Origin of the sequence: Streptomyces sp. B6B3, assembly GCF_039871525.1 — a bacterium.
In the GTDB taxonomy this organism is placed as follows: Bacteria; Actinomycetota; Actinomycetes; order Streptomycetales; family Streptomycetaceae; genus Streptomyces.
The window spans coordinates 174,136-200,706 of record NZ_JBDPLU010000004.1; the positions used below are offsets into that span (position 1 = coordinate 174,136).

21 protein-coding genes are annotated in these 26,571 nt (G+C 73.0%); 6 read left to right on the plus strand and 15 right to left on the minus strand.

Features of this window, described 5'->3' with window-relative positions; all coding sequences use genetic code 11:
• Positions 1 to 84: 84 nt before the first annotated feature.
• Genes ABGB06_RS10960 through ABGB06_RS10975 form a run of 4 tightly spaced genes read right to left on the minus strand, consistent with a single transcriptional unit; the run spans position 85 to position 1,017 of the window.
• Positions 85 to 393: a hypothetical protein gene (locus ABGB06_RS10960; protein ID WP_347587833.1), complete on the minus strand. Its 309-nt coding sequence runs from the start codon at positions 391 to 393 to the stop codon at positions 85 to 87.
• Positions 384 to 623: a hypothetical protein gene (locus ABGB06_RS10965; protein WP_347587835.1), complete on the minus strand. Its 240-nt coding sequence runs from the start codon at positions 621 to 623 to the stop codon at positions 384 to 386. The genes ABGB06_RS10960 and ABGB06_RS10965 overlap by 10 nt, the downstream gene beginning before the upstream one ends.
• Positions 620 to 778, minus strand: coding sequence for a hypothetical protein (locus ABGB06_RS10970; RefSeq protein WP_347587837.1), 159 nt, complete (start codon positions 776 to 778; stop codon positions 620 to 622). Before ABGB06_RS10970 ends, ABGB06_RS10965 begins: the two co-directional genes overlap by 4 nt.
• A complete protein-coding gene (locus ABGB06_RS10975; protein ID WP_347587839.1) occupies positions 775 to 1,017 on the minus strand; it encodes a hypothetical protein in 243 nt (80 codons plus the stop codon). The genes ABGB06_RS10970 and ABGB06_RS10975 overlap by 4 nt, the downstream gene beginning before the upstream one ends.
• Positions 1,018 to 1,290: 273 nt before the next feature.
• Here ABGB06_RS10975 and ABGB06_RS10980 point away from each other — a divergent pair, with 273 nt between their 5' ends.
• A complete protein-coding gene (locus ABGB06_RS10980) occupies positions 1,291 to 2,628 on the plus strand; it encodes a tetratricopeptide repeat protein (RefSeq protein WP_347587841.1) in 1,338 nt (445 codons plus the stop codon).
• Between the two features lie 135 nt (positions 2,629 to 2,763).
• On the opposite strand, the gene ABGB06_RS10985 is transcribed toward ABGB06_RS10980, so the two are convergent.
• Positions 2,764 to 3,663, minus strand: a complete 900-nt coding sequence (locus tag ABGB06_RS10985) for a hypothetical protein (protein WP_347587843.1) — start codon at positions 3,661 to 3,663, stop codon at positions 2,764 to 2,766.
• 151 nt (positions 3,664 to 3,814) lie between these two features.
• On the opposite strand from ABGB06_RS10985, the gene ABGB06_RS10990 reads away from it, so the two are divergent.
• The gene (locus ABGB06_RS10990; protein ID WP_347587845.1) at positions 3,815 to 4,090 is read left to right on the plus strand and encodes a hypothetical protein; all 276 of its coding nucleotides are present in this window, start codon (positions 3,815 to 3,817) and stop codon (positions 4,088 to 4,090) included.
• A gap of 15 nt (positions 4,091 to 4,105) precedes the next feature.
• Here the strand turns inward: ABGB06_RS10990 and ABGB06_RS10995 are convergent, their stop codons facing one another.
• The 9 genes from ABGB06_RS10995 to ABGB06_RS11035 form a co-directional block, all read right to left on the minus strand.
• Positions 4,106 to 5,122: an FAD-dependent oxidoreductase gene (locus tag ABGB06_RS10995; protein WP_347587847.1), complete on the minus strand. Its 1,017-nt coding sequence runs from the start codon at positions 5,120 to 5,122 to the stop codon at positions 4,106 to 4,108.
• A 43-nt stretch (positions 5,123 to 5,165) separates the two neighbouring features.
• The gene (locus ABGB06_RS11000) at positions 5,166 to 5,786 is read right to left on the minus strand and encodes an L-threonylcarbamoyladenylate synthase (protein WP_347587849.1); all 621 of its coding nucleotides are present in this window, start codon (positions 5,784 to 5,786) and stop codon (positions 5,166 to 5,168) included.
• 120 nt (positions 5,787 to 5,906) lie between these two features.
• Positions 5,907 to 8,693 carry a family 78 glycoside hydrolase catalytic domain gene (locus ABGB06_RS11005; protein WP_347587851.1) on the minus strand — a complete coding sequence of 929 codons (2,787 nt, stop codon included), beginning with the start codon at positions 8,691 to 8,693 and terminating at the stop codon, positions 5,907 to 5,909.
• Positions 8,694 to 8,802: 109 nt separating this feature from the next.
• The gene (locus ABGB06_RS11010; RefSeq protein ID WP_347587853.1) at positions 8,803 to 9,669 is read right to left on the minus strand and encodes a carbohydrate ABC transporter permease; all 867 of its coding nucleotides are present in this window, start codon (positions 9,667 to 9,669) and stop codon (positions 8,803 to 8,805) included.
• Complete coding sequence (locus tag ABGB06_RS11015) at positions 9,666 to 10,589, minus strand: sugar ABC transporter permease (RefSeq protein WP_347587855.1); 924 nt, start codon at positions 10,587 to 10,589, stop codon at positions 9,666 to 9,668. The genes ABGB06_RS11010 and ABGB06_RS11015 overlap by 4 nt, the downstream gene beginning before the upstream one ends.
• 103 nt (positions 10,590 to 10,692) lie before the next feature.
• Positions 10,693 to 12,018: an ABC transporter substrate-binding protein gene (locus tag ABGB06_RS11020; protein WP_347587857.1), complete on the minus strand. Its 1,326-nt coding sequence runs from the start codon at positions 12,016 to 12,018 to the stop codon at positions 10,693 to 10,695.
• A 300-nt stretch (positions 12,019 to 12,318) separates the two neighbouring features.
• Positions 12,319 to 13,353, minus strand: a complete 1,035-nt coding sequence (locus tag ABGB06_RS11025; protein WP_347587859.1) for a LacI family DNA-binding transcriptional regulator — start codon at positions 13,351 to 13,353, stop codon at positions 12,319 to 12,321.
• Between the two features lie 175 nt (positions 13,354 to 13,528).
• A complete protein-coding gene (locus tag ABGB06_RS11030; RefSeq protein WP_347587861.1) occupies positions 13,529 to 17,215 on the minus strand; it encodes a helix-turn-helix domain-containing protein in 3,687 nt (1,228 codons plus the stop codon).
• A gap of 590 nt (positions 17,216 to 17,805) precedes the next feature.
• The gene (locus ABGB06_RS11035; RefSeq protein WP_347587863.1) at positions 17,806 to 18,486 is read right to left on the minus strand and encodes a TetR/AcrR family transcriptional regulator; all 681 of its coding nucleotides are present in this window, start codon (positions 18,484 to 18,486) and stop codon (positions 17,806 to 17,808) included.
• 212 nt (positions 18,487 to 18,698) lie between these two features.
• On the opposite strand from ABGB06_RS11035, the gene ABGB06_RS11040 reads away from it, so the two are divergent.
• The 4 genes from ABGB06_RS11040 (at position 18,699) to ABGB06_RS11055 (ending at position 23,778) form a co-directional block, all read left to right on the plus strand.
• Positions 18,699 to 19,613 carry a shikimate dehydrogenase gene (locus ABGB06_RS11040; RefSeq protein ID WP_347587865.1) on the plus strand — a complete coding sequence of 305 codons (915 nt, stop codon included), beginning with the start codon at positions 18,699 to 18,701 and terminating at the stop codon, positions 19,611 to 19,613.
• A 91-nt stretch (positions 19,614 to 19,704) separates the two neighbouring features.
• Positions 19,705 to 21,552: a TIM barrel protein gene (locus ABGB06_RS11045; protein WP_347587867.1), complete on the plus strand. Its 1,848-nt coding sequence runs from the start codon at positions 19,705 to 19,707 to the stop codon at positions 21,550 to 21,552.
• Positions 21,553 to 21,634: 82 nt separating this feature from the next.
• Positions 21,635 to 23,035, plus strand: coding sequence for an Nramp family divalent metal transporter (locus ABGB06_RS11050; RefSeq protein WP_347587869.1), 1,401 nt, complete (start codon positions 21,635 to 21,637; stop codon positions 23,033 to 23,035).
• Positions 23,036 to 23,130: 95 nt separating this feature from the next.
• Positions 23,131 to 23,778: a CatB-related O-acetyltransferase gene (locus tag ABGB06_RS11055; RefSeq protein ID WP_347587871.1), complete on the plus strand. Its 648-nt coding sequence runs from the start codon at positions 23,131 to 23,133 to the stop codon at positions 23,776 to 23,778.
• Positions 23,779 to 23,809: 31 nt separating this feature from the next.
• Here ABGB06_RS11055 and ABGB06_RS11060 read toward each other — a convergent pair whose 3' ends face one another.
• Positions 23,810 to 26,563 (minus strand): tetratricopeptide repeat protein, encoded by a 2,754-nt coding sequence (locus ABGB06_RS11060; RefSeq protein WP_347587873.1) that lies wholly within the window; start codon positions 26,561 to 26,563, stop codon positions 23,810 to 23,812.
• Positions 26,564 to 26,571: the final 8 nt, after the last annotated feature.

A 26,571-nucleotide genomic window follows, 5' to 3' on the forward strand; every position in this document is an offset into this window, starting at 1 on the left:
TGTTCGCGCGCCCCCGCCGGTCTCCGTGACCACGGGGGCGTCCTCGGAGAGTCATCCAGCGCGGGTCGGAGTCTGGTCGTCTGGTCACGCGACGGGCGGGTTCGTCGGGCGGGGCGGCATCCTGCCGTCGGGCCACCACGTACCGGGCTCCCTGCGCGGGAGGGGGCACGCGGGGGCGCATCCGTACAGCGGCACGTCGTTGCCGCGCCGGTCGGTCACGCTGCCCAGGGCGCGGGCACGGACCCCGATGCGGTTGCCGCACAGGGCACAGTCGATTCCGGTCTGTTGGCGCATGGTGAGCTGTGCCAGGCCGGGCAGCTCCGGGTCGTGCGCGGTGTCGGCGCCCTGCTGCCGCGCATCGGGGCGTTTGGCGGTCACCGTCGTCACTGCCACGCTCGCGCCTCGGCCCGGTAGGGGCGCGTGATGGGCTCGCGGTAGCTGAGGTGATCACGGTTGGCCTTCAGATGCTCCGCCGCCCAGACGGTGACCTGCCCGGGGTGGGTGCCCGTCGGGCCTGTCACGCCGCACGCGGTGCACTGCATCGTGTACGTCCACGCCTCAGCCTCGGGTCGCTCGTCGGGCACGATCCCGTACTCGCGGAAGCGGTACGTCGCGCGGCTCATGACCGGCCCCCGCGCGTCTTGCCGCCCTTGCTCTCCCGGTTCTTCCTGTTGATCTCGTTGACTCGCCTGACCTCCTCGCGCAGCCTCCTCATGGTCGCGCTGTCCTGCGTTCCCTGCCGTCCCTCGGCCGGGGCCGCCGTCGTCCCCGCGCTCACCGCTCGACCACCTCAACGGCGCGGGCACAGACCGGGGTGATGACGCGCTTGACCGTGGCCGCCATGCGGCGGCGGTTCTCCGGGGTGTAGAGGGACGGATCGACGAGCGTGCCCCAGTTCTCCGGGTCGATACCGCAGGCCACCATGGCGGCGTCCAACTCGACCCTGGCGTCAGCGATCACCCGCAACAACGCGACCACATCGGCGCCATCGCCCGTCGCGTTCGTCTCCTCGCTCACCGCGCGTCCCCCGGAGTGAGAGCCTGCGTGAGCTTCCGAGCCGTGGCCTCCTGGCGCGGTGTCGGCGCCGGAACCGGTTCGAGGTTCCGGGCGGTTCCTGTGTGAGACTCGGGCATGGTTGCCTGCTTCCTTCAGGTGATCCACGCCCCCGGGCCGCTCGCAGCGCGGTCGCGGGGGTCTTACATTTCCAGGCAACCGGCCCCTGTCTCGCGGCGGTACCGTGGCAGGAGCGACCGCTTTTAAGAGCTTTAAGCGCCTGGGGAGTTGAGGCCAATGGATAACCCAGAGCCCAACGGCGATCTCGAACGGCTGTACCGTGCGGCGGGCTGGACGCTCCGTCAGTTCGTCCAGGCGGTCAACCGGGTGGGCACCGAGCAGGGCACACCACTCAAGTACCGGGAGCCGTCGGCGCATCAGTGGCTCGCGGGTCACCTGCCCAGGAAGAACGTGCGACCCGTGATCCTCGAAGCTCTTTCCCGCAGACTTGGCCGTCCGGTCTCGCATTCCGAGGCGGGCTTTCCGACCCCTTCGGCGCGGTCAGTCCGCCGTCCAGGAACGGTTGAGGGGGTGATTGATCTCGGCAGACAAGACATGGACCCGTCACGGCGCGGCGTTCTGGGAGCGAGTCTGTTCTCCGTCGCTGTGACCGTTCCCGACTGGCCTGACGTCGTAGGGCGCATGGAAGCGGCCCAGACCGGCCAGACGCAGCGCATAGGAATGCCTGAGGTCGATATGGTCATCGCCATGACTGAGCGAATCTCAGAGCTGGATGACCAGTTCGGTGGACGACATGCGCGGCCCATGGCCGCGGCGTTTCTTGTCAATACGGTGTCCCCGTATCTACGCTGCGACGCTCCCGAGTCAGTTCGGCAGGCCATGATGTCGGCGGCCTCCGATCTCTGCTACCTGACCGGATACATGGCGGTAGACGAGGGAGTTCACGAGCTCGCTCAACAGTATTACCTGAAGGCCCTGGAACTTGCCGGAGCAGCGCAGGACCATGTCACGTACTGCACGACGTTGCGCGGGATGAGCGTGCAAGCGGTCGATACCGGCCACGGAAGAGAGGCCATGCGACTCGCTGACGCCGCAGCCGCCGCCCCGCAGGCAGGCCCGAGAATGCGAGCGTTTCTCGCGGGACAGCAGGCTCACGCCTCCGCCCAAATCGGAGACCGCAACAATGCGCTGATGTATCTCCGCGAAGCCGAGGTAGCAATGGAAAAAGCCGAGGCCAGAGAAAAGGCATTCGGGTCCTACGATCCTGCGGCATTGAACTATCACACGAGCCAGGTTCGGTACGAGCTGGGCGACATGAACGGCGCGGTCGAGGCGATGCAACAATCCGACAGGCTGCGCTATGCCGTGTACCGGCGGACTCGCGTGAAAGAGCGCATAATCCTCGCCGAGCGCCAACTGTCGATCGGGCACCTGGAAGCGGCGTGTGCCACCTGGAATCAAGCTCTCGACGATTACCCACTGGTCCAGTCGGGGCGAGTCGATCAGAAGATGCAGGCAATGTTTGGACTCATCCGTCCGCATCTCAGGAATCACGCGGCTCGGGAGCTGTACGAACGGGCAAGGCTCACCACCCCCGCCTCACTCATGGCATGACGCGACGAAAGCCGCCGTACCGGCCTGGGAAGGCTGGCACGGTGGCGCGGCCACCTGGCCGCATGTGGTGGGCGCCGCGCGCGGCGGCGCTGCGGTACGGCGGCGCGGGGCCGTCGATTCCCGGGTGGGGGCGGGTCAGGGCGCTCGGGGGTCGAACCGGGCCGAGACCGCCTGTTCCAGGGTGACGCCGCTGGCGTCGTCGTCGGGTTCGAGGAAGGCGTGGATGATCGCGAGCGCCACCGTGCCCATCAGGGAGCGGTGGTTCTCGTGGTCCACGACGCCGGCGCCCGGGTCGCCGATGGCGCGCAGGGTCAGGCCGTCCGTGGTCGCGGACAGCGCGTTGGCCAGGTCATCCAGCGTGAGGCCGGCACGTAGCCGGAGGCCGCGTTGCCGCATGACGGCCGCGTAGACCTCCTTCCAGTAGCCCAGGTAGTGCTCGTACATGCCGGAGATGGCCGCCCGCACGTCGTCGTCGCCCTCGGCGGCCGTCATCAGGGCGAGGCCCAGCCGCACCGAGGGCATCTCGACGCCCTCGGCCGTGTGTTGGAAGGCCATCTCGTGCACCGCACGCACGAAGTCGGGCCCGTTGACCAGCCGCCGGGTGATGGCGGCGCGCCGGTCCTGGTAGCCGGGACGGTAGTTCTCGCGCCAGACCGCGAAGTTGATCAGGTCGGCCACGAAGTCGGACTGGGCCTTCCAACGGTCCCGCAGCATCGCGACGCTGCCCCGCCGGGTGAACGGGCGCGGGTTGTTGGCGACCTCGGCGGCGACAGCGCGCTGTGAGAGGAAGCTCAAGAACAGACGTCCGTCGTGGTCGGGGTGTTGCGGTGCTGGGCCCAGGTGCCGGCTGAGCAGCCGCATGCCGGCGGCCAGGTACGCGGCGGTGATCGGGTCGTTGGCGAGCCGGGTGCGGAAGGTGCGGGTGCGGCGGTTGAGATGGCGCAGCACGCCCGACAGGTCCCGGTCGTACGGATAGGGCAGCTCCCCCTTCGGGGACCTGCGCCTGGGCGCCGGCGGTTCGTTCTCGTCGACCATGCGGGCATGTTCCCCCGCCCTCGTCCGGAACGACAGGGGCGCGGCTGCGCGGAAGTCGCGGTCGCGCCCCACCTCCGCGCAGCCGCGCGGCAGCGGGCCGCCGGCCGGCCGCGCTACACAGGAGGTCCCAGAGGACGGAGGAGTGGTCACGATGGATCCCGACGCGAACCCCGACAGGAACCCAGCCAGGAACACCGCCATGAACCCCGACGTTCCCGACGCCGCCGGGCACGATGCCGCCGTGGCGCGGCACTGGGTCGCCGTCAGCAACGCGGCGGTCCGGCTGGTGCTCGGCGTGCTCGCCCTCCGCCTGGCCAGCAGGGCGCTGACCCCGTCCGGCGCGTCGCGGGCCGCGGACCGCACGCGGGCCCAGCGTCTGGCGGCGCTGCGGACCCTGCTCGCCGAGGCGCGGCGCCCCCGCCGTTGAGCCGGCCGCCCCGGGTCACCCCGTGAGGAGCGCGGCGGCGTCCGAGGCGCAGGCCCAGGAGAGCGTGACGCCGGCGCCGCCGTGGCCGTAGTTGTGCACGCAGACCGCGCCGCCGGGCAACGCCTCGCGCTCCAGCCGGATCGCCGGCCGGTAGGGGCGCAGGCCGACGCGGTGGTCCAGCACCCGGGCGGCGCCGAGGCGGGGGTCGAACGCGGCGGCGCGCTCGACGATCCGCGCGGCCAACTCGGGATCGGGGTCGGTGTCCCCGCGGTCCTCGTGCGCGGTGCCGCCGAGGACGACGATCTCGGGCTGCGGCAGGACGTAGAGCAACTCCGTGCCGCCGGCCGGGTCCCGCACGGCCTCGTCGGGGGACTCCGCGAACCACTCGTCGACGCGCGGGGTGGGCTGCGCGACGACCACGAGCTGGCCCCTGACCGGGCGGAGCAGCGGGTCGGGCACCAGCTCGCGGGCGCCGAGCCCGGCGCAGTTGACGATGGCGGGTGCCTCCCGCGCGGCCTCGGCCAGCGAGGCGAGGGCGCGCCGTTCGAGCACGCCGCCGGCGGCGGCGAGCCGGCGTTCGAGGTGGCCGAGGTAGGCCGGCATGTCCAGCAGCGGCAGGCGGGCCCGGTACCCGGCGCGGTACCCGGCCGGCAGCCCTTCGGAGATCAGGGACGGGCGCAGCTCGGCCGGCAGCCCGGCGACCCAGGAGGGCAGCCGGAACGAGGCGGAACGGGCGGCCTTGAGACCCGCGACCATCCGCACCCCCGTCTCGTCCGGCGTGGCGGCGAGGGCCGTGAGGGTGTCGAGGGTGCGCCGGGCCCAGCCGGCGACCCGGTCCGCCGGGTGGGCGCGGTACGGCTCCCACAGGGCGCCGGCCGCCGCGGAGGTGGTGCGGGCGGCCGGCTCCCGGGTCACGACGCGGACCCGGCGGCCCGCCTCGGCGAGCACGACGGCCGTGGTCAGCCCGAGCACGCCACCGCCGACGACCAGCACGTCCTCACTCACTCCGCCACGCCCGCCCGGATCGCCCATGCCGCAACGCTAGCCGCCGGGGCTGTCGCGCACACCGGTGCCGCTACTCGAACGGGGCCGGGTCGCCCGCGCCGTACCGGACGATCTCGGGCTCGCCGTCGGAGAAGTCGATCACGGTGGTGGGCTCGACGCCGCAGTCGCCGGAGTCGACCACCGCGTCCACCACGTGGTCGAGGCGTTCCTTGATCTCCCAGCCCTGGGTCAGCGGCTCCTTCTCGTCGGGCAGCAGCAGCGTGCTGGACAGCAGCGGCTCGCCCAGCTCGGCGAGGAGCGCCTGGGCGACGATGTGGTCGGGGATGCGGACGCCGACGGTCTTCCGCTTCGGGTGCAGCATCCGGCGCGGCGCCTCCTTGCTCGCCGGCAGGATGAACGTGTAACTGCCGGGTGTGGCGGCCTTGATCGAACGGAACGCCGCGTTGTCGATCCGCACGAAGTGGCCGAGCTGCGCGAAGTCCCGGCAGACGAGCGTGAAGTGGTGCCGGTCGTCCAGGGCCCTGATGGACCGGATCCGGTCCAGGCCGGCGGCGTTGCCGAGCTGGCAGCCGAGCGCGAAGCAGGAGTCCGTCGGGTACACGATCAGCCCGCCGGACCTGACCAGGTCCACGATCTGGCCGATGGTCCGGCGCTGCGGGTTCTCCGGATGAACGTCAAAGTATCTGGCCACGCCGCCGAGGGTACGCCCGGACGGCCCGGCGGGTCCCGCCCCGCCCCGCACGGGAGCGGGGGGGGGGGGGGTGGGGTGGGGTGGGGCGGGGCGGGTCAGCTGACGCCGCCGGGGATCTCGTCAGGTGGTGCCCGGGCGGGCGAGCAACGCGACGAGCGCCTGCCGCGCCTCCTCCGCCGCCTCCGTGAACTCGTTGCGGGCCAGGTGGAGCGGCAGCTCGTGGGCGGGCGCGTCCAGGTACCGGGTCGCCTTGTGGGCGAGGTCGGCGGGGTCCTCGGCGAGGCCCTGGGCGACGATCAGGGTGGCCGCGTCGGTCCAGAGGGTCGGGTCGTCGATGAGGTCGCGGACGGTGCCGACCGGCCGGACGGCGGGCGCCGGGTCGGCGACCGTCCAGCTGTGGCTGCCGTGCCCGACGCTCAGGGGTTCCGTGCCGTCGGGGAGGTGGACCGTGGCCGTGACGCCGACCGGGACGTCGGCCTCCAGGGTGAACCGCCCCTTCTCGCGGCGCCAGGCCACCCGCGCCTCGCCGTACGGGGTGAGGTGGCGGGCGGTGGCGTGGGTGAGCGTCGGGTACGGCAGGGGCCGGACGGTGATCTCGCGGTAGCCGGGGGCGGCCGGCGCGAGGCCGGCGACCACCCGGTGCATCCAGTCGGCGACGGCGCCGAGCGCGTAGTGGTTGAACGAGGTCATCTGCCCCGGGTTGATGCTGCCGTCGGGGAGCATCGAGTCCCAGCGCTCCCAGACCGTGGTGGCGCCCATGGTGACCGGGTAGAGCCAGGACGGGCAGCCGCGTTCCAGCAGCAGCCGGTGGGCGAGGTCGGCGCGGCCGGCGGAGGTGAGCGCGTCCGCGATGAGCGGGGTGCCGACGAAGCCGGTGGCGATGCGGAAACCGCCCGCGCGCACCAGGTCGGCGAGCCGCTCGCCGGCGCCGGCGCGCTGCTCCTCGCCCGGCAGCAGCGCCCATTCGACGGCGAGGGCGTAGACGGTGGGCGCGTCGGAGAGGATCCGGCCGGCGCCGGTGACGTAGTGCCGGGCGAACGCCTCCCGGGTCCGCGCGGCGAGCGCCGCGTAGTGCTCGCCGTCGGCGCCGATGACGACGGCGGCGTCGGCCACGATCTCCGCGGAACGGGCCAGGTAGGCGGTCGCGATGACGTCGGCGTCGGCCCGGGCGGCGAACGGGTTGTCCGGCGGCGCGGCGGGGTCGAGCCAGTCGCCGAACTGGAAGCCGCCGGCCCGGACGCCGTCGATGGTGAGCGAGGAGATGCGGTCCACCCAGGCCCGCATCGAGTCGAACTGCCGCTCCAGAATCCGGGCGTCGCCGTAGCGCTGGTAGAGCACCCAGGGCACCACGGTGGCCGCGTCGCCCCATGCGGCGGCGGTCGCGTTGTCGCCGCCCAGCGCGTCGGGGACGACGAACGGGACGGAGCCGTCGGGAAGTTGGTCGGCCGCCAGATCGGCGAGCCAGGAGGACAGGAAGCCGGCGGTGTCGAAGAGGAAGCTGGCGGTCGGCGAGAAGACCTGGATGTCGCCGGTCCAGCCGAGCCGTTCGTCGCGCTGCGGGCAGTCGGTGGGGACGTCGAGGAAGTTGCCGCGCATGCCCCAGACGACGTTCTCGTGGAACTGGTTGAGGTCGGGGTCCGAGCATTCGAACCAGCCGGTGCGGCGCAGGTCGCTGTGCACCACCACGGCCTCCGCCTCGAAGGCGTCGAGCCCGGTGACCTCGGCGTAGCGGAAGCCGTGGAAGGTCAGGCTCGGCTCCAGCACGATCTCGCCGGCGGCCGGCAGGAGATACGTGTCGGTGGCCTCGGCGGTGCGCAGCGGGCGAACGCCGAGCTCCTCGTGCTCCAGCACCTCGGCGTGCCGGACGGTGACCTCGGCGCCCTCGCCGGTGTCGCGGGCGGTGATCCTGACCCAGCCGACAAGGTTCTGCCCGAAGTCGACCAGGGTGCGGCCGGAGGGCGAGGTCCACACCTTGACGGCGGGCAGCACCTGGGTGGCCCGCACGGGCGGTCCCTCGGGCGCGACCAGCCGGCCCAGGTCGGCCTCGACGACCTCCACCGCGCCGCCGGCTTCGCCCGCACCCGCCCCGCCCGCGGCGGGCCGCAGGTCGGTGCGCTGGCCGTCGTAGAGGTCGTCGGCGAGCACACCGCTGGTCCGGGCGGTCCAGCGCTCGTCGGTGCCGACGGTCTCCACCGAACCGTCGGCGTACGTCACCTCCAGCTGCGCGAGCAGCGCGAGCCGGTCCCCGTAGAAGGCCCGCCCGCCGTCCCAGCCGAGGCGGCCGCGGTACCAGCCGTTGCCGAGCAGCACCTCCAGGCTGTTCTCGCCGGGCCGCAGCAGCCCGGTGACGTCGTGGGTCTGGTAGCGGAGGCGCTCGGCGTAGGCGGTCCAGCCGGGGGCCAGGATCTCGTCGCCGACGCGGGCGCCGTTGAGCGTGGCCACGTACACGCCGTGCGCGGTGGCGTAGAGCCGGGCCGACGCGATCGCCGAGTCGGTCCGCAGCGTCACGGTGCGGCCGAGGACCGGGGCGGGGTCGCCGACGCCGCCGAGGGTGACGGGGCTGACGAACCGCGCCGTCCAGTCCTCCGGGGCCAGCAGGCCGGCCTCGACGGTGGCGGGCTCGCTCCACTCCGACCACCGCTCCCCGTCGGCGACGCGCACCCGCACGGTGGCGCGGGCGCGGGCGGCCAGCGGTTCGAAGGGCCAGGGCACCAGCACCCGGTCCGGGGACGCCACCCGGACCGTGGTGCCGTCGAGTTCCAGTTCGTAGGCGGTCTGGGTCCAGGCCGGGTCCTCCGTGCCGACCTGCCACGACAGGCGCGGCGTCGGGGTGCCGACGCCCAGGTCGAGGTTTCCGTGGAGGTCCCGGTGCTCGAAGCGGACGGGGCTGACGGACAGCGAACTCATGGTGCTTTCTCCAACGTCGGAGCGGGTCGGTGGTCGTGTCGTCGTGTCGTCGTGCGGCCAGGCGGTCAGGAGGTCAGGCCGGGCAGTCGGGCCAGGCCGTGAGGTCCACTCAGCCCTTGATCGCCCCCGAGGTCATGCCGGCCACGATCTGCCGGTTGAAGAAGAGGAACATGACCAGGGGCGGGAGCGTGATGAGCAGGATGTCCATGAAGAGCAGGTTGTACTGCGTCTCGAACTGGCTCTGGAAGTTGAACAGGGTCAGCTGGACGGTGGCGTTCTCCTCGCCGGGCAGGAAGTAGAGCGGGTTGGCGAAGTCGTTGAAGACGGCCACCGACTGGACGACGATCACCGTGATGGTGACCGGCCGCAGCAGCGGGAAGATCACCCGGAAGAAGAGCCGCAACGGGCCCGCCCCGTCGATCACCGCCGACTCGTCCAGCTCGCGCGGGACGGTGGCGATGAAGGCGCGGAAGAGCAGGACGGAGAACGCGAGACCGAAGGTGATCTCGACCATGATGAGCCCGAGCAGCGTCTTGAACAGCCCGATCTCCTGGAGCACCCAGATGGTCGGGACGACGGCCGGCGGGATGATGAGCCCGGACAGCACCAGGAGGTTGACCGGGCCGGTCCACGGGCCGCGCCTGCGGTGCAGCACGAAGGCCACCATCGAGGCGATCACCACCATGACGGTGACGCTGGAGACGGTCAGCACCACGCTGTTGATGAACGCGATGATCAGCAGGTAGTCGCGGGCCTCCAGGACCGCCTGGAGGTTCTCGCCGAACTGCCAGTCCGACGGCAGCGAGAAGTCCAGCAGCGACGCCTCCTGCTGCCCCTTGGCGGCGGTCAGCACGATGAAGGCGAAGGGCACCAGGAACACCACGGCGAAGGCCAGCAGCGCCAGCGCGGTGAGCCAGTAGTTGGGCCGGCCCCGCCGGCCCTGCCGCCCCCGCGGCGCGGTTCTCGTCTGCCTCACAGCTCGGTCTCCTTGCGGCTGAGGAACCAGAACAGCGGGACGACGATCGCGGACACCAGCAGGAAGAGCACGACGTTGCCCGCCGTGGACAGGCCGTAGAAGCCGGCCTGGTACTGCTTGTAGATGACCGAGGCGATGACGTCCGAGGTGAATCCGGGACCGCCGCCGGTCATGGTCCAGATCAGGTCGAACGACCGCAGCCCGCCGATCAGCGACAGGATGATGACGGTGACCATGGCGGGGCGGGCCAGCGGCAGCGTGATGTGCCAGAAGCGCTGGAACGGGGTGGCGCCGTCCACCTGCGCCGCCTCGTAGTACTCCTGCGGGATGGACACGATGCCCGCGATGTAGATCACGGTGGCCAGCCCGACGCCCTGCCACACGTCGACCAGCGCGACGGACAGCAGGGCGAACGACGGGTCGGTCAACCAGGCGGGCCCGTCGACGCCGACCTGCTCCAGCGCCCGGTTGATGACGCCCTCGGAGGGGTGCATCAGCGCCGTGAAGGTGATGCCGACGCCGATCAGGCTCACCAGCACCGGGAAGAAGACGACCGAGCGCAGGAAGCCGCGCCCGATGATCTGGGAGGTCAGCAGCACGCCGAGCAGCAGCCCGAGCACCACCTTGGACCCGGACGTCACGACGGCGTAGATGAGGGTGTTGGTCAGGCCCTTCACCAGCGCCGGCTCGCGGAAGAACTGCGTGAAGTTCTCGAAGCCGATGAACTCGTAGTCGAACAGGGTCCAGCGGGTGAGGCTGAAGAAGAAGGACGCGCAGGTCGGCAGCAGGAACAGCGTCGCGTAGATGATCGCGGCCGGCAGGTAGAACCAGTGCGGGTACGAGCTCCGCCGGCCGGGGCCGGCGCGGCGCGCGGCCTGCCGGCCCGGCCGGGCCGCCTTCTTCTCGAGGGTCAGGGACATGGGCGAGCACCTCGGATGGGTCGGGGTACGGCGGATCGGGAGGCCGCGGGGCGGATCGCGCGGGAGGCCCCCGCGGCCGCCGGCGGCGGGTGCGCCGGCCGGGTCACCAGCCGTCGAGGCCGAGTTGCTGCGCCTGCTTCTCCACGTCCTCGTCGTACAGCTCCGCGCCCGACTGCGCCGAACGGATGCCCGAGCCGACCTCGACGGTGATCTGCTCCAGCGCCGGGCCCTTGACCGGGGACAGGAACTCCAGCGCCGGACTGACCGCCTCCTCGTCGAAGTACGCCTGGGTGTCCTGGACGGCCTGCGGCACGTCGGCGGGCAGTTCGCAGCCCTCGACGGCGTACGGGCCCGACGGCATGGCCGCCGCGAGCTGGGACTCGCAGCCGGCGGGGCTGGCGATGAACGCCAGGAGCTGCTTCGCCGCGTCCAGCTGTTCCCCCTCGGTGGTCTTCGGGATGTAGACGCCGGCCGGGGTCCACACGGTCAGGCCGTTGCTGGCCGCGTCGTCGCCGGGCAGCGCGAAGAAGCCGACGTCCTGCTCGGCGGCGGGCACGGTGTCCACCATCGGGGGGACCGCGTTGGTCAGCATCGGGTAGTGCGCGACCTCGCCCTCGCCGATCAGCCGGAGGCCGTCCTCGTAGGTCGCGGAGGCGAAGTCCTCGTTGAGGTAGTCGGCCTCGTACACCTCCTGGAGGTGCTCGAAGCCCTGGATCGCGGCGGGCGAGCTCGCGTACTTGGCCTCGTTGGCGGTGTAGTCCTCGGCGAAGTTCGGCTCCGCGGCGGTCACGTTGTGGAAGTCGCCCAGCACGAACAGCTGCGAGGTCCAGGTGTCCTGGTAGGTCTGGGCTACGGGGGCGACGCCGGCGTCCTTGATCGCGGCGTTGTTCGCCATGAACTCGTCCCAGGTGGTCGGCACCTCCAGGTCGAGGTCGGCGTACACCTCCCGGTTGTAGAGCACGCCGCCGCCCATGTGGGTGCCGAACGGCGCGCCGTAGACGTCGTCCTCGGCGGTGACGGTGGAGCGGAAGGAGTCGTCGATGTCGCCGACCCAGCCCTCGTCGGTGACCGGCACCAGGTTCTGCTGCGGGTTCAGCGCCTGGAACAGGGAGCCGGAGTTGTACAGGAAGACGTCGTTCATCTCGCCGGTCGCCAGCCTGGTCTTCACCAGGTTGTCGCCCTCGCCGCCCTGCGGACGGGTCTCGATGTCGACGGCGATGTCGGGGTGGGCCTCCTCGAAGTCCCGCACGAGCTGCTCCGCCGACTCGACCCCCTGCGGGCTGTTGTCGACCAGATAGGACAGGGTCACCTTGCCGTCGTCGCTCCCGCTCGACCCCAGGTCACCCGCGCTGCAGGCGGCCAGGGGGAGCGAGAGCGCCGCGACCGCGGCGAGTACGGACGGGCGGTGAGCGGTTGAGCCGAACCTCATGTCGTCGAACCTCCTTGGCCCGGAGTGCGTTGGCGAGTCCGAACCGGAAACCTGGGGAGTTCTGCTACGCGGGAGGGAGTGCGTCGCGGGAAGGGAAGAGCACGGAAGCGGGGAGGCGGGTTTCGGGGAGCCGGAGGGGGATGGCGGGGACGCGGAGGCGTCGAGGGCCGGCTCACAGCCGGCCGGGCGTAGAACGTTGTCCGGGTTGAAGCGTTTCAAAGGCTGACCGGTGAGCCGCCGTGCGTCAACCCGGGCGTTTATAACGAAGGGATAAACGGGACGGGCCGGGAGTCCTGCTCGCTACGCCCGCGGCGGCTTCGCGGTGGTGCGGCGGACCACCAACTGCGGGGATACGGAGACGAGCTGGGCGCGGGTGCGGCGGCCCTCGACGCGCTCCAGCAGCAGCCGGGCCGCCGCCGCCCCCATCGCGTGCCCCGCCTGGTCGACGCTGGTGAGCTGGACCGGCGGCAGCGCGGCGACGGCCGTGTTGTTGAAGCCGACCAGGGAGACGTCGTCGGGGATGGCCAGGCCCAGTTCCCCGGCGGCCCGGAACACCCCGAGGGCGGCGACGTCGGCCCCGACGAGGATGGCGGTCGGGCGGGTGCCCGCGGCGAGCAGCCGCAGGCCCGCCTGGTAGCCGAACTCCTCGGAGAACCTGACCCTGATGATCTGCTCGTGCTCGGCCAGGCCGTGCCGCCGCATCGCCTCCCGGTATCCCTCGGCGAGCGCCACCTCCGGCCTACGGGCCCACCGGCCCACGCTGTTGCCCAGGGCGGAGACGTGCGCGATCCTGCGGTGCCCCAGCGCCACCAGGTGGTCGACGACCAGCCCGCCCCCGGTGGCGTCGTCGTCGACGACGGAGTCGAACTCGGCGGCGCGGTCGTGGTGGCCGATGACGACCGTGGGCACGTGCGTCGCGGTGGCGGCCACCTCGCCCCTGGGGATGCCGGGCGCGATGAGGATCAGGCCGTCCATCCGGCGGTCCACCATCGCGTGCGCGACCCGAGCCTGGTCCCCCGGCGCGAAGCCCGCCGCGCCGACCAGCACCGTGTACTCGCTGTCGCTCAGCTCCTCGGTGACGCCCTCCAGCAGGTCGGCGAAGAAGGCGTTGCGGATGTTGTCCAGCAACACCCCGACCGTGTACGTCCGGCCGCGCATGCCGCGGGCCGCCGCGTGCGGCCGGTAGCCGAGCTCCGTCATGGTGGCGCGCACCCGCTCGCGCATGCCGGGGCTGACCCCGCGGGCGTTGCGCAACACCTTGCTGACCGCCGAGGTGGACACGCCCGCCCGGCGCGCGACGTCGGCGATCGTCACCCGCCGCGCCGTCGGCTCCATGACCGCTCCCCCACTCCCCCCAGCCTGTGGACGCGCCCATTCATACCACGGTGCCGCGGAGTGGACGGCGGCCCTGACGGAGAACGTTCTACGCCGCGAGGCCCCGCCCGCCAGGCCGCCCCGCACACCGGCCACGACCGAACCACGCCCCAGCCACGACCCGACCACGACCCGGCTAACAGACGGGCCGCACCCGGTCGTCGGGCAGGTAGAGCAGACGCTCCTCCTCGGTGAGGTCCCGGTTGACGGCCTGGCACACCTGGTCGATGGCCTCGGTCGGCGTGAACACGTCCTCCTCCCAGTACCGGACCCTGCCCTGCCGGTCGCCGGTGGCGAGGGTGGCGCCGTCCGGGGAGAACGCCAGCGCCTCGACGGCGGTGCGGTGCCCCATGATGGTCGAGCGCTTCTCCAGCGTCGCGGTGTCCCAGACCTGCACGGTGCCGTCCTCGCTGCCCACGGCGAGGGTGGTGCGGTCGGGGCTGAAGGCCACCGTGACGAGGGTGTGCCGCGCGTCCTTGATGTCGCCCAGGCGCTGTCCGGTGGCGATGTCCCACAGCCGGACCAGCCCGTCCTGGCCGGCGGAGGCGAGAGTGGTGCCGTCGGGGTCGACGGACAGCGAGGTCGTCCAGCCGGTGCCGACGAGCGTGGTGCGGAGCCCGCCCGTGACGGTGTTCCACAGCCGGGTCCGCCCCTCGACGCCGCCGGTGGCGAGGACAGCGCCGTCGGGCGAGAACGCCATCGCGGTCACCCAGCCCGTCGCCAGCGTCTCGCGGGTCTCGCCGGTGGCGACGTCCCACAGCCGCAGCGTGCCGCCGTCGTAGCCGACGGCAAGCGTCTCGCCGTCGGGGCTGAAGGCCAACGAGGCCACCCAGCCGGCGCGCGCCGGCAGCTCCCGGATCCTCGTGCCCGCGGCGACGTCCCAGAGTCGCACGGTGCCGTCGGTGGCGCCGGTGGCCAGCATGGTCCCGTCGGGCGACAGGACCGTCGTGGTCACCGGTCCGGTAGCGGTCTCGGCACGGGGCTCGCCGCTGGCCGTGTGCCACTGCCGGGCCGTCCCGTCGCCGCCCGCCGAGGCCAGCAGCGAACCGTCGGGGCTGAACTGGAGGGAGGTCACCTCGGCGCCGTCGTCGGCCAACCGGTACCGCGGGGTGCCGGCCTCGGTGTCCCACAGCCGGATGGTGCCGGCGCTGTCGCCGCTGGCGAGCGTGGCGCTGCCCGCGCCGAAGGCCAGGGACGTGATGCTGTGCTGGTGGCCGTTGAGGGCGATCCGCATCATGCCGGTATCCGTGTCCCAGAGCCGCACGGGCCCGTCCTCGCTGCCGGTGGCCAGCACGTCGTCGGCGCCGAACGTCACCGCCCGCACCGCGGCCTCCCGCGGGGTCACGATGAACGTGTAGCGCGGCTCGCCGGCGGTCGGCTCCCACACCCGCGCGGTGCCGTCCTCGCTGCCGGTGGCCAGCAGCGAGCCGTCCCTGTTGAAGGCCAGGGAGGTGAGGCTCTCCGTGTGGTCCGTGAGGATCCGCCGGAGCGTTCCGGTGTGCGCGTCCAGAAGCCGGACGTCGCCCCGCATGTCCCCGGTGGCCAGGGTGACGCCGTCCGGGCTGAAGGCGAGCGACACGACGCCCGACGAGCCGCCGGGGATCTCGTCACCGCGGCGCTCCCCGGTCGCCACGTCCCACATCCGCACGTCTCCTCCCACGTCGCCGGTGGCGAGGAGGGAGCCGTCCGGGCTGAAGGCGAGCGAGCTCACCCAGGACGCGTCGTCGAGGAGCCGGAAGTCGCCGGTGGCCACGTCCCACAACTGCACGATGCCCCCGGCGACGTCGCTGTGGCTGGCCAGGAGGGAGCCGTCCGGGCTGAAGACGATCTCCTGCACCGGACCGCGCGGATAGTCGGTGGCGCTGCGGGCCGGGTTGAGCGTCATCCGGGGCTCGCCGGTGTCCGCGTCCCACAGCCGGATCGTGCCCTCGGCGGTGCCGGCGGCGAGCAGGTTCGCCTCGGGGCTGAGGGCCAGTGTCCTGACCGGGCCCGGGGTGGTGAGGCGGTACTTGAGGGGAACCGTGGCGGCGGCGTGCAGGCTGCTCCTGGCCTCGGCGGTGGGGTCGAGCCGGTAGGCCTCGACGGCCAGCAGCGACGCCAGGTCCGGATTGCTGCCCAGCAACGCCCGGGACTCGGCGGCCAGTTGCCGGGAGCGCGCGGTGTCCTGCGCGGCGACGGCCCGCTGTTGTTCGCGCACCGACGCCTGCTGCTGGTTCACGGCGATCACGGTGGTGCTCAGCGCGGTGACCAGCAGGACCGCCAGACCGATGGCGAGGGCCCGCAGCCGGCGGGTGGTGCGGGCGGCGGCCTGGTGCTCCTGTTCCCGGGCGTGCAGGCTGGCGGTGAGGAAGACCCGCTCCAGGTCGGTGAGCTCGCCGCGGCGTTCGGCGGGGAAGAGATCCTCGGCGCCGGCCAGGCGGCTGCCGCGGTAGAGGGCGCCCGGGTCGCGGCGCAGGTCCTGCCAGGAGCCGGCGTCGTCGGTCAGCCGCCGATGGACCCGGAGCCGTTCCCGTTCGGCGTCGATCCAGCGGGCGAAGCGGGGCCACGCGGTGATCAACGCCTCGTGCGCCAGGTCGATGCCGGTGCCGTCCAGGGTCAGCAGCCGGGCCCTGGCCAGGTGTTCCAGCACCGCGTCGATCTCCGCCGGGTCGGCGAAGGCCAGCTCCCGCCGGTCGATGGGCCGCCGGGTGTCCGGCGCGCCCTCGCCCGGGGTGACCAGCCGGAGCAGGATCCGTCGGGCCAGGTCGCCCTGTTCCTCGGTGAGCTGCCCCCACGCCTCCTCCGCGGTGTGGGCGACCGCGCCGCGGACGCCCCCGGCGGACTCGTAGCCCGCCAGGCTCAGGCTGCGGCCCTTGCGCCGGCGCCAGGTCTCCAGCAGGGCGTGCGACATCAGCGGCAGCCCGCCGGGCTCGTCGGCGACCTCGGAGATGACCCGGGCGGTCAACGCCCGCTCGACGATCAGCCCCTCGGCCTGCGCCGGCTTGACGATGGCCTCCCGTAACTGGTCCGGCTCCATCGGCCCGACCAGCAGGCTGGCCTCGTTCAACGCGCGGGCGAGCGCGGGGTGTTCGGCGCAGCGGCCGTAGAAGTCGGCCCGCACCGCGACCACGACCCGTAAGCGGCTGTCGGGCTCGCGGGCGGCCAGCACCCGGTCCACGAACCGCGACCGTTCGCCCGGGTCCCGGCAGAGCGTGAAGACCTCCTCGAACTGGTCCACCACCACCAGGGTGTCCCCGTCCCCGTCGCCCTCGCGCGGCGCGAGCACGCCGGCGCTGACACCCATCGGGTGTTCGCCTGGCGTGCAGATCCGGATGCCGTCGGGCGCCGGCAGTTGCGCCCGCCCGTTCCGCAGCGCCGGAATGAGCCCGGCCCGCAGCAGCGAGGACTTTCCGCTCCCCGACGGCCCGAACAGCACCGAGAAGCGCGCGTCGCGCACCATCCGCAGCAGGTCGTCGACCAGCTCGTCGCGGCCGAAGAACCGTTTCCGGTCCGTCGGCTCGAACCGGGCCAGGCCGGGATACGGTGCCGTCGCCTCGGCGGCGTCGTCCGCCTGGACGGCGACCACGTCGGAGACCAGCCGCCAGCGCGCCTCCCACTCCTGCGGGTCGCCGCCGCAGGCCGCGACGTAGGCCAGGGTCACCGGCAGCGACGGCAGCCGTTCGCCGCCCGCCGCCCGGGACAGCGTGGAGACCGTGTAGGGGGTGCGCTCGGCCATCGCCCGGTAGGTCATGCCCCCGGCCTCGCGGCGCAGTTCCCGTAACTGCGCGGCGAAGCGCTGCACCTCGCCGGCGTCCGGATCCAACTGCCTTTCCTGACGGCCCATGTCGACGATCCCCCTCGCAAGGCTCCGGCGCCCGGACGTCCGCCGACCAGTGGCCAGGCTAAACACTCCTTTCGTACTCCAGCAACGCTGCCAGCCACGGGTCCCGGCGCCCGCCGGCGTCGCGGCCGACGATCTCCCGTTTTGTTGCATCCGGTGGGCCGGGGCTGCGCAACAAGCCGATCACCGCCGAGACTGTCGGTCAGTGCGCACCGGGACGAGGGCCGAGGGACGTCGGTGGCCCGACGTGGGGAGGGCCGGCGGACCGGAGTGCACGGGGGCGCACTGCCAGACGTGACACCTCGGGGCTTGTGGGGGGCCCGAGGCGTGGGCGATCGGGGTTGGGCGTCGCCGGAGAACGGTGCGGGCTGCCGGCACAGGCCGCCTTCTTCTCTGGGGGGAGGAGGAGGGGCCCGCGGGAAGACGACCGAGCGGCGCGCCGTGACGCCGCGAGGGGAACGGTCGGGTCATCCCGTGGGTTCGGCGCCGCACCACGTCCACGCTCGTTCCCTGGCCCGTGGCGGGTCAGGGAACGAGCAGGGGACGGGAGATCGCCTCGGGACCACCCCTCGGGAACCGCCTCGGGAACCGCCTCATCCCGCCGGGCCCGGCCGGGGGGCGGGTGGGGCCGTGGTCGTGAGGTAGCCGACGATCATGTCGCCGACCATCGCGCGGTAGTGTTCGCGCCGGTCGCCGGCGACCAGGTCGCGGTGGAAGAGCGCGCCGAAGGTGTGCCGGTTGGCCACCCGGAAGAAGCAGAACGAGCTGATCAGCACGTGCACGTCCACGGCGTCCACGTCGTCCCGGAACACCCCGGCGGCGCGGCCCGACGCCAGGATGCGGTCGAGCACGTCGATCGCCGGGGAGCTCAGCCGCCCGAGCTCCGCCGAGGCGAGGATGTGCTCGGCCTCCCGGATGTTCTCGATGCTGACCAGCCGGATGAACTCCGGATGCGACTCGTGGTGGTCGAAGGTCAGCTCGGCGAGGCGGCGGATCGCGGCGACCGGGTCGAGGTGGTCGACGTCCAGCGCCTGCTCCGCCTCCCGGATGGTCGTGTACATGCGCTCCAGCACCGCGGTGAAGAGCTTCTTCTTGCTGCCGAAGTAGTAGTAGATCATCCGCTTCGTGGTCCGGGTGAGCGCGGCGATCTCGTCCACCCGCGCGCCCGCGAACCCGGCTCTGGCGAACTCCCCGGTGGCGACGTCCAGGATCTCGGCGCGCGTGCGGTCCGCGTCCCGGATGCGGGCCCGTGCCGGCTCCCCCTCGCTGCTCATCCGTCTCCCTCCATGGCCCCGCCGCTCATCCGTCTCCCGCCGCGGCCCGGCCCGCGGCGTCGGCCCTCCGGCGTTCGGCTCGTCCGCGGGGCGCCGGTCGCGATTCTAGGAGTGGCCGCGACGGCGGCGATCGCCGCACGACGTCTTCCCAGGCGGCGACGTGGGTGGTATCACTAACGAACTAGTTCGTACATTACTGGGAAGGGAAGCCGGTGAACGGTCCCTCGTACCTCGTCGGACTGATCGGCTCCGGCATCGGCCCGTCGCTCAGCCCCGCGCTGCACGAGCGCGAGGCCGACCGGCAGGGCGTGCGCTACCTGTACCGGCTCATCGACATCGCCACGCTCGGGGTGCCGCCCGAACGGGTCGGCGACCTGGTCAGGGCCGCCCGCGACGTGGGCTACGACGGGCTCAACGTCACCCATCCGTGCAAGCAGGCGGTGCTCCCCCACCTCGACGCGCTCGCGCCCCAGGCCAGGGCGCTGGGCGCGGTCAACACCATCGTCTTCGACGACGGCGCGGCCGTCGGCCACAACACCGACGTCACCGGGTTCGGCGCGGCGTTCGCCCGCGGGCTGCCGGACGCGCCGCGGGACCGGGTGGTGCTGCTCGGGGCGGGCGGCGCCGGGGCCGCCGTGGCGCACGCCCTGCTCGGCCTCGGAGCCGGCCGGCTGACCGTCGTGGACGCGCTGCCGGCCCGCGCTGCCGGCCTGGCCGCCGCCCTGAACGGTCACTTCGGCGACGGGCGGGCGGCCGCGGCGGACCGGGACGCGCTGCCCCGGCTGCTGCGCGGGGCCGACGGGCTGGTGCACGCCACCCCGACCGGCATGGCGGGACATCCGGGGCTGCCGCTGCCGGCCGCGCTGCTGGACCGGCGCCTGTGGGTCGCCGAGGTGGTCTACCGGCCGCTGGAGACCGAACTGCTGCGGGCCGCCCGGGCGCGCGGCTGCGCCACGCTCGACGGCGGCGGCATGGCCGCCGTGCAGGCGGCGGAGGCGTTCCGGCTGATCACCCGGTGCGAGCCGGACACGGCGCGGATGCTCGCCGACCTCGCCGAGCTGGCGGGCGGCGCCGAGCCGGCCCTCGACCAGGCCCCGCCGGGGGCGCGGGGGGCGCCCCGTGTCTGACGCCGCCGACGCACCGCGCCCCGACGCCCAGCCCTCAGCCGCACCGCACCGCCACGCACCCCCATCCGGAAACCATCCGAGGAGTCACCTGATGCGCACGTCGATCGCGACCGTCTCGCTCAGCGGATCGCTGACCGAGAAGCTCGCCGCGGCGGCCCGCGCCGGGTTCGACGGCGTGGAGCTCTTCGAGAACGACCTGCTGGCCAGCCCGCTCACCCCGGAGGAGGTCAGGGCCCGCGCCGCCGACCTCGGGCTCGCGCTCTACCTCTACCAGCCGATGCGGGACGTCGAGGCCGTGCCCGCTGAGGAGTTCGCCCGCAACCTGCGCCGCGCCGCGCACAAGTTCCGCCTGATGCGCCGGCTCGGCACGGACACCGTGCTGGTGTGCTCCAGCGTCGCGCCGACGGCCGTGGACGACGACGCGCTGGCCGCCGAACAGCTCTCCGCGCTCGCCGGGTTGGCGCAGGAGCACGGCGTGCGGGTGGCGTACGAGGCGCTCGCCTGGGGCCGGCACGTCAGCACCTACGACCACGCCTGGCGGGTGGTGGCCGCCGCCGACCATCCGGCGCTCGGCCTCTGCCTGGACAGCTTCCACATCCTCGCCCGCGGGTCGGCGCCGGAGGGCGTCGCGGCCCTGCCCGGCGAGAAGATCTTCTTCCTCCAGCTCGCGGACGCCCCGATGCTCGCCATGGACGTCCTCCAGTGGAGCCGCCACTACCGCTGCTTCCCCGGTCAGGGCGGCCTCGACGTCACCGGGCTGGTCCGGGCGGCGGTCCGCGCCGGCTACCGGGGTCCGCTGTCCCTGGAGGTGTTCAACGACGTCTTCCGCCAGGCCGAGGCCGGCAGCACCGCCGTGGACGCGCGCCGTTCGCTGGTCGCGCTCCAGGAGGCGGCCGGCCTGGGGGCGCCGCCCGCCTCCGTCGCCCCCACCGGCGTCGCCTTCGCCGAGCTGGTCACCCCGGACACCGAGCCGGTGACCGGGCTGCTGCGCGCGCTGGGCTTCGCCCGCACCGCCCGGCACGCCTCCAAACCGGTCGACCTGTGGTCCCAGGGCGAGGCCAGGGTGCTGGTCAACACCGCGTCGGCCACCCGGAGGGACGGCCTCACCGTGGCGGCGATCGGCCTGGAGTCGCCGGATCCCGCCGCCGCGGCGGAGCGCGCCGAGACGCTGCTGGCGCCGGTGCTGCCGCGCCGCCGGGCGGCCGAGGACGCGCCGCTCGACGCCGTCGCGGCGCCGGACGGAACCGAGCTCTTCTTCTGCGCCACGGACCGCCCCGGGCTGCCCAGCTGGACCGACGACTTCCGCCCGCTGCCCCACCGCGCGGCGGACCCGCCGAACGCGGCGCCCGGCGAGAGCCCGGACCAGGCCCCGTACCAGGACTCGGGGCCGGGCATCGACGGGGTGGACCATCTGGCGCTCACCCAGCCCTGGCACCAGTTCGACGAGGCGGCGCTGTTCCACCGCACCGTCCTCGGCCTGCAGGCGCACGGCAGCGTCGACATCGCCGACCCCTACGGGCTGCTGCGCAGCCGCGCCGTCACCAACGAGGACGGCTCCGTCCGCATCGCGCTGGCCGTCGGCCCCGCACCCACGGACGACGCCGCCCGCCCGCAGCACGTCGCGCTGGCCACCCGGGACATCGTGGCCGTCGCCCGCCGCCTGCGGGACGCCGGCCACCTGCTGCGGATCCCCGACAACTACTACGACGACCTGGCCGCCCAGTTCGCCCTCGACCCGGACCAGCTGGCGACGTACCGGGAGTTCGGCATCCTCTACGACCGCGACGACGGCGGCGCGTTCCGGCACTGCTACACCACCGCCGTCGACCGCGTCTTCTTCGAGATCGTCCAGCGCGACCCCGGCTACCTGGGCTTCGGCGCCCGCAACGCCCCGATCCGCCTCGCCGCGCAGCACGCCCGGCACGCCGCCCACCTGTGACCGGCCCCCGCTCCTCCCCCGCTTCCCCCGTTCCCCGTATCGCTCCCCGCCCCGTCCCCGCCTGGAGGTCCCCATGGCACGCATGAAAAGAAAGGTTCCCGCGCCGCCGGTCGAGCTGCGCGACCTCCCCGAACCCCCGCCGCTGCGCCGGATGATCGGCCCCGGCGTGGTCGCCGTCGGCATCGGGATGGCGGCCGGGGAGATCATCCTGTGGCCCTACCTGACCTCCATAGGCGGCCTCGGCCTGCTGTGGCTCGCGCTGCTCACCGTGCTGATCCAGACGGTCATCAACCTGGAGATCGAGCGGTACACGCTGGCCACCGGGCAGACCGTGGTCGCCGGGGTGTCGCGCTGGTGGCGGGGCTGGGGCGTGGTGATATGCCTGGCCGGCGCCTTCCAGTACGTCTGGCCCGGATGGGCGACCAGCGGCTCCACGGTGTTCACCTACCTGGTCGGCTGGGGCGATCCGGTGTGGGTGTCGGTCGTGGTGCTGTTCCTGATCGGCGGGCTGCTGTCCGCCTCCCGGGTCATCTACCGGACGGTCGAGCGCGTCGAGGTCGTGAAGGTGGCGCTGACCCTCTTCTTCCTCCTGGTGGTCGTGGTCTTCGTCATCTCCGCGTCGAGCTGGGGCGAGGGCGCAGAGGAGACGGTGACCGGCTTCGGCCAGATCCCGGACGGGATCACGTTCACCATGCTGCTCAGCGCGATCGGCGCGGCCGGCGCCGGCGGCGTGCACAACCTCGTGCTCAGCAACTGGATACGGGACAAGGGCTACGGCATGGGCGCTCACGTCCCGCGCCTCGTCTCCCCCATCACCGGCCGCGAGGAGGCGGCCGGCACCGACCGCTACGCCTTCCCCGAGGACGAACGGAACCTGGCCCGCTGGCAGCTGTGGTGGAAGCGCGCCAACGCCGAGCATCTGGTGACGTTCACCGTGGTCTGCGTGGTCACCATCGGCATCATGAGCCTGCTGGCCTACGAGACCCTCTTCGGCCGCGACGACCTGGACTCCTCGCCCGCGTTCCTCGACATCCAGGGCGGCATCCTCCAGGACGAGGTCGGCACCTGGCTGAAGCTGCTGTTCTTCGCGATCGCCGCGGTGTCGCTGTGGGCGTGCGCCATGGGCCTGCTCGACGTCATCGGCCGGGTCACCGCCGACTTCCTGCACCGCACCTACCTGCGCGGCTCCGCCCACTGGACCGAGTCCCGCCTCTACCTGACGGTGGTGTGGACGGAGATCGTCCTCGGCTCGATCATCCTGGTCGCCGGCTTCACCCAGCCGATCGGCCTCCTGGTCGTCTCCACCTGCGCCGCCTCGGTGGTCACCCTGCTCTACTCGGTCCTGATCGTCCGCCTCAACACCCACGACCTCCCGCGCCGGATCCGCCTCGGCGGCCCCCGCCTGTTCGGCATGCTGGCGGCCATCGGCTTCTACGGCTTCTTCGCCGTCGCCATGCTGGTCACCCAGATCCAGGACCTCTGAGATCCGGGGCCTCTGACCCGCGGCCGACCACGGCACCGCGATCATGGAAACTGGGAGAGGAGTCCGACCCGTACCACCCGAGGAAGTCGAACCGCATGCCCCTCGTCCCCGCCGACCCCGACGTCCTGCACCCCGTGCCGGAGCAGCCCCGCGTGGTGCTGCTGAAGCCGCTGGTGACCTCGCCGTTGATCGAGGTCGGGGAGTTCACGTACTACGACGACCCGGACGACCCGACGGCGTTCGAGACCCGGAACGTGCTGTACCACTACGGTCCCGAGCGGCTCGTCATCGGGAAGTACTGCGCGTTGGGCGAGGGGGTGCGGTTCATCATGAACGGCGCCAACCACCGGATGGACGGGCCCTCGACCTTCCCCTTCCCGATCATGGGCGGCTCCTGGTCGGAGCACTTCGACCTGATCACCGGCCTCCCCGGTCGTGGTGACACGGTCGTCGGCAACGACGTGTGGCTCGGCTACCAGGCCATGGTGATGCCCGGCGTCCGCATCGGACACGGCGCGGTCGTCGCCTCGGGCTCCGTGGTGGTCGACGACGTCCCGGACTACGCCATCGTCGGCGGCAACCCGGCCCGCCTGATCCGCCGCCGCTTCGACGACGCGGACATCGCCCGCCTCCTCGACCTGGCCTGGTGGGACTGGCCGCTGGACCACCTCACCCAGCACGTCCGCACCGTCATGTCCGGCAGCGTGGCCGACCTGGCCGCCGTGGCCCCGCCCCGAACGTAGGCGGAGCCGGGCGCCCGCCACCGCCACGGCATCACAGCCCGGGCTGTCCCGCCTCCGGAGGGCCGAGATCCGCGATCCGGCGGTGGACCCGCCCGGCCTCCTCGGCGCGGCCCAGGTCTTCGAGTACGCCTGCCAGCAGTTGCAGCGCGGTGCGCAGCGGGCCGGCGAAGCTTTCCGGTCGCGCCACCGCCAGCGAGCCGAACAGCTCCACCGCCTCCAGCACCGCCACCAGGGCCGCCGGGAGTTCGCGCCCGCCGTCAACGCTCAGACAGGCCAGGAAGAGGAGCAGGGAGGCCAGCTCGGACTCGATGCGGGGATCGTGGTTCGCCACGTCGCGGTAGATCGCCACCGCCCGCTCCAGCGCGACGCTTCCGTCGCCGCGCCGTCCGACCTCGACCAGCGCCAGGCCGAGTTTGCTCAGTGCTGCGGCCTCGCTCGGGCGGTCGCCCGCCTCCCGGTAGCTGTCGGCCGAGCCGGCGAACGTGTCGGCGGCCTCCGCGTACCGTCCCGCGTCGCTCAGGACCAGGCCGAGGTTGGTCAGCGCCATGCCCTCGCCATGCCGGTCGCTGGTCTCCCGGTAGCGGTCGACGGCGCGGGTGCCGGCGTCCATGGCCTCCGCGAACCGTCCCACCTCGTTCAGGGCGGCGCAGAGATTGTTCAGCACCGTGGCCTCGCCGTGGCGGTCACCGGTCTCCCGGTTCAGGTCGGCGGCGGCGGTGAGCACCTCGACGGCCTCCGCGAACCGTCCCACCTCGCTCAGGGCGGCGCCGAGGTTGGTCGATGCCTGGCCCTCGCCGTGGCGGTCACCGGCCTCGCGGAAGAGGTCGGCGGCGGCGGTGAGCTCCTCGACGGCCTCCGCGAAGCGACCCGACTCCCCCAGGGCTGAGCCGAGATTGTTCAGCGCCATGCCCTCGCCCTGGCGGTCACCGGTCTCCCGGTGGAGGTCGACGGCGCGGGTGCCGGCGTCCACGGCCTCCCCGAACCTGCGCACCTCCCGCAGGACGACGCTCAGGTTGTTCAACGCCGTGCCCTCACCTCGGCGGTCGCCCGCCCCCCGGTTCAGGTCGGCGGCGGCGGTGAGCACCTCGACGGCCTCCGCGAACCTGCGCACTCCCCGCAGTGCGGCGCCGAGGTTGGCCAGCGCCCTGGCTTCGCCGTGGTGGTCGCCGGTCTCCCGGCGGAGGTCGACGGCGCGGGTGCCGGCGTCCACGGCCTCCCCGAACCTGCGCACCTCCCGCAGGACGACGCTCAGGTTGTTCAACGCCGTGCCCTCACCTCGGCGGTCGCCGGCCTCCCGGACGACGGCCAGGGCGGTGGTGGTGAGGGCGAGCCAGTCGTCGAAGTGACGGCGGTGGTTGAGGTGGTGGGCGAGGGTGAAGGCGAGTGCGGTGGCGGTTGCCGGGTGTCCGAGGCGGGGGGCGGTGGTCGCGGTGGCGACGAGGTTGGCGTGTTCGGCGTCCAGCCACCGCAGCGCCTGTTCGCGGTCGCGGAAACGGGATGGCCCTGAGCGGTCACCGGGGTCGGCCGCCACGTGGCCGGCGGCGGCAGAAGCGGCGGCGGCGGTGTCCCGGTAATGGGTGAACAGGCGGGTTCGGGCCGCCTCGCGTTCGTCGGTGTCGGCCTGGGCGCGGCCGTGCTCGCCGGCGTACAGGCGGACCAGGTCGTGCATGCCCCAGCGTCGGCCCGGTTTGCGTTCGATCAGGTGGGCGCGGGCCAGGCGGGTCAGGAGGTGCCTGGCGTCCCGTTCCTCGACGGCGGCGAGGTGGGCGGCGGCCTCGCCGGACACGTCGGGCCCGGGGTTGAGGGGCAGGAGCCGGAACAGCCGGGCCTGCCGCTGGTCGAGACGCCGGTAGGACAGGTCGAACGCGGCGCGGACCGCGCGTTCGTCGTAGCTGAGCTGTTCCAGCCGGGTGTGTTCGGACTCCAGTTCCTCGACCAGGTCGGCCGCGGTGTAGTCCTGGGTGTCGTCCTCGGCCAGCAGGGAGGCGGCGATGCTCAACGCCAGCGGCAGGCCGGCGCACAGCCGGGCGATCCGCCCCGCGGCCTCGGGGGCCCGGCTGATGCGGGTGTCGCCGTCGCCGCGGGCCACGCGCAGCGTCTCACGCAGCATTCCGACGGCTTCGGGCTCGTCCAGGACGTTGAGGTCGTGCAGGCGGGCGTCGAGGGCCAGGGTGTGACGGGAGGTGACCAGGGCGGCGTTGACGCCGTCGGCGGGCAGCAGGGGGCGGGCCTGGTCGGCGGTGGCGGCGTTGTCGATCACGACGAGGATCCGCCGGCCCTCCTCGGCGTAGGCGGCCAGGATGCTGCGGTAGAGCCGTTGCCGGTCCTGGAGCGTGTGCGGGACGTGCTCACCGGGCACGGCCAACGCCCGCAGCAGCCCTTCCAACGCCTGCTCGGGGGCGACGTGGCGCTCCGGGTCGTAGCCGTGCAGCTCGGTGAACAGCACCCCACCGGGGAACCAGCCCCACTCCTGCCACGCGAGGGTGCCGACCTTCACCGCCAGCTCGGTCTTGCCGACGCCGGCCAGCCCGGAGACGGCACTGACCAGCACCGTCCGCGGCCCACCTGCATCGCTCCCACCCGGGGCCAGGACCTCCCGCACCCTCTCGATGTCCCGCTGGCGGCCGGTGAACGCGGGCGAGGGTGCCGGTAGCCCGCCCAGCGCCGGCGTGATCCGCGGCGGCAACCGCACGGTGACGTCCCGGGCCTGGATGACCGGACCGAGGTAGAGGCCACCGCTGATCGTGTTCACGACCCGGAACTCCGGCCCGCCCGTGGCCACCATGCCGTCCC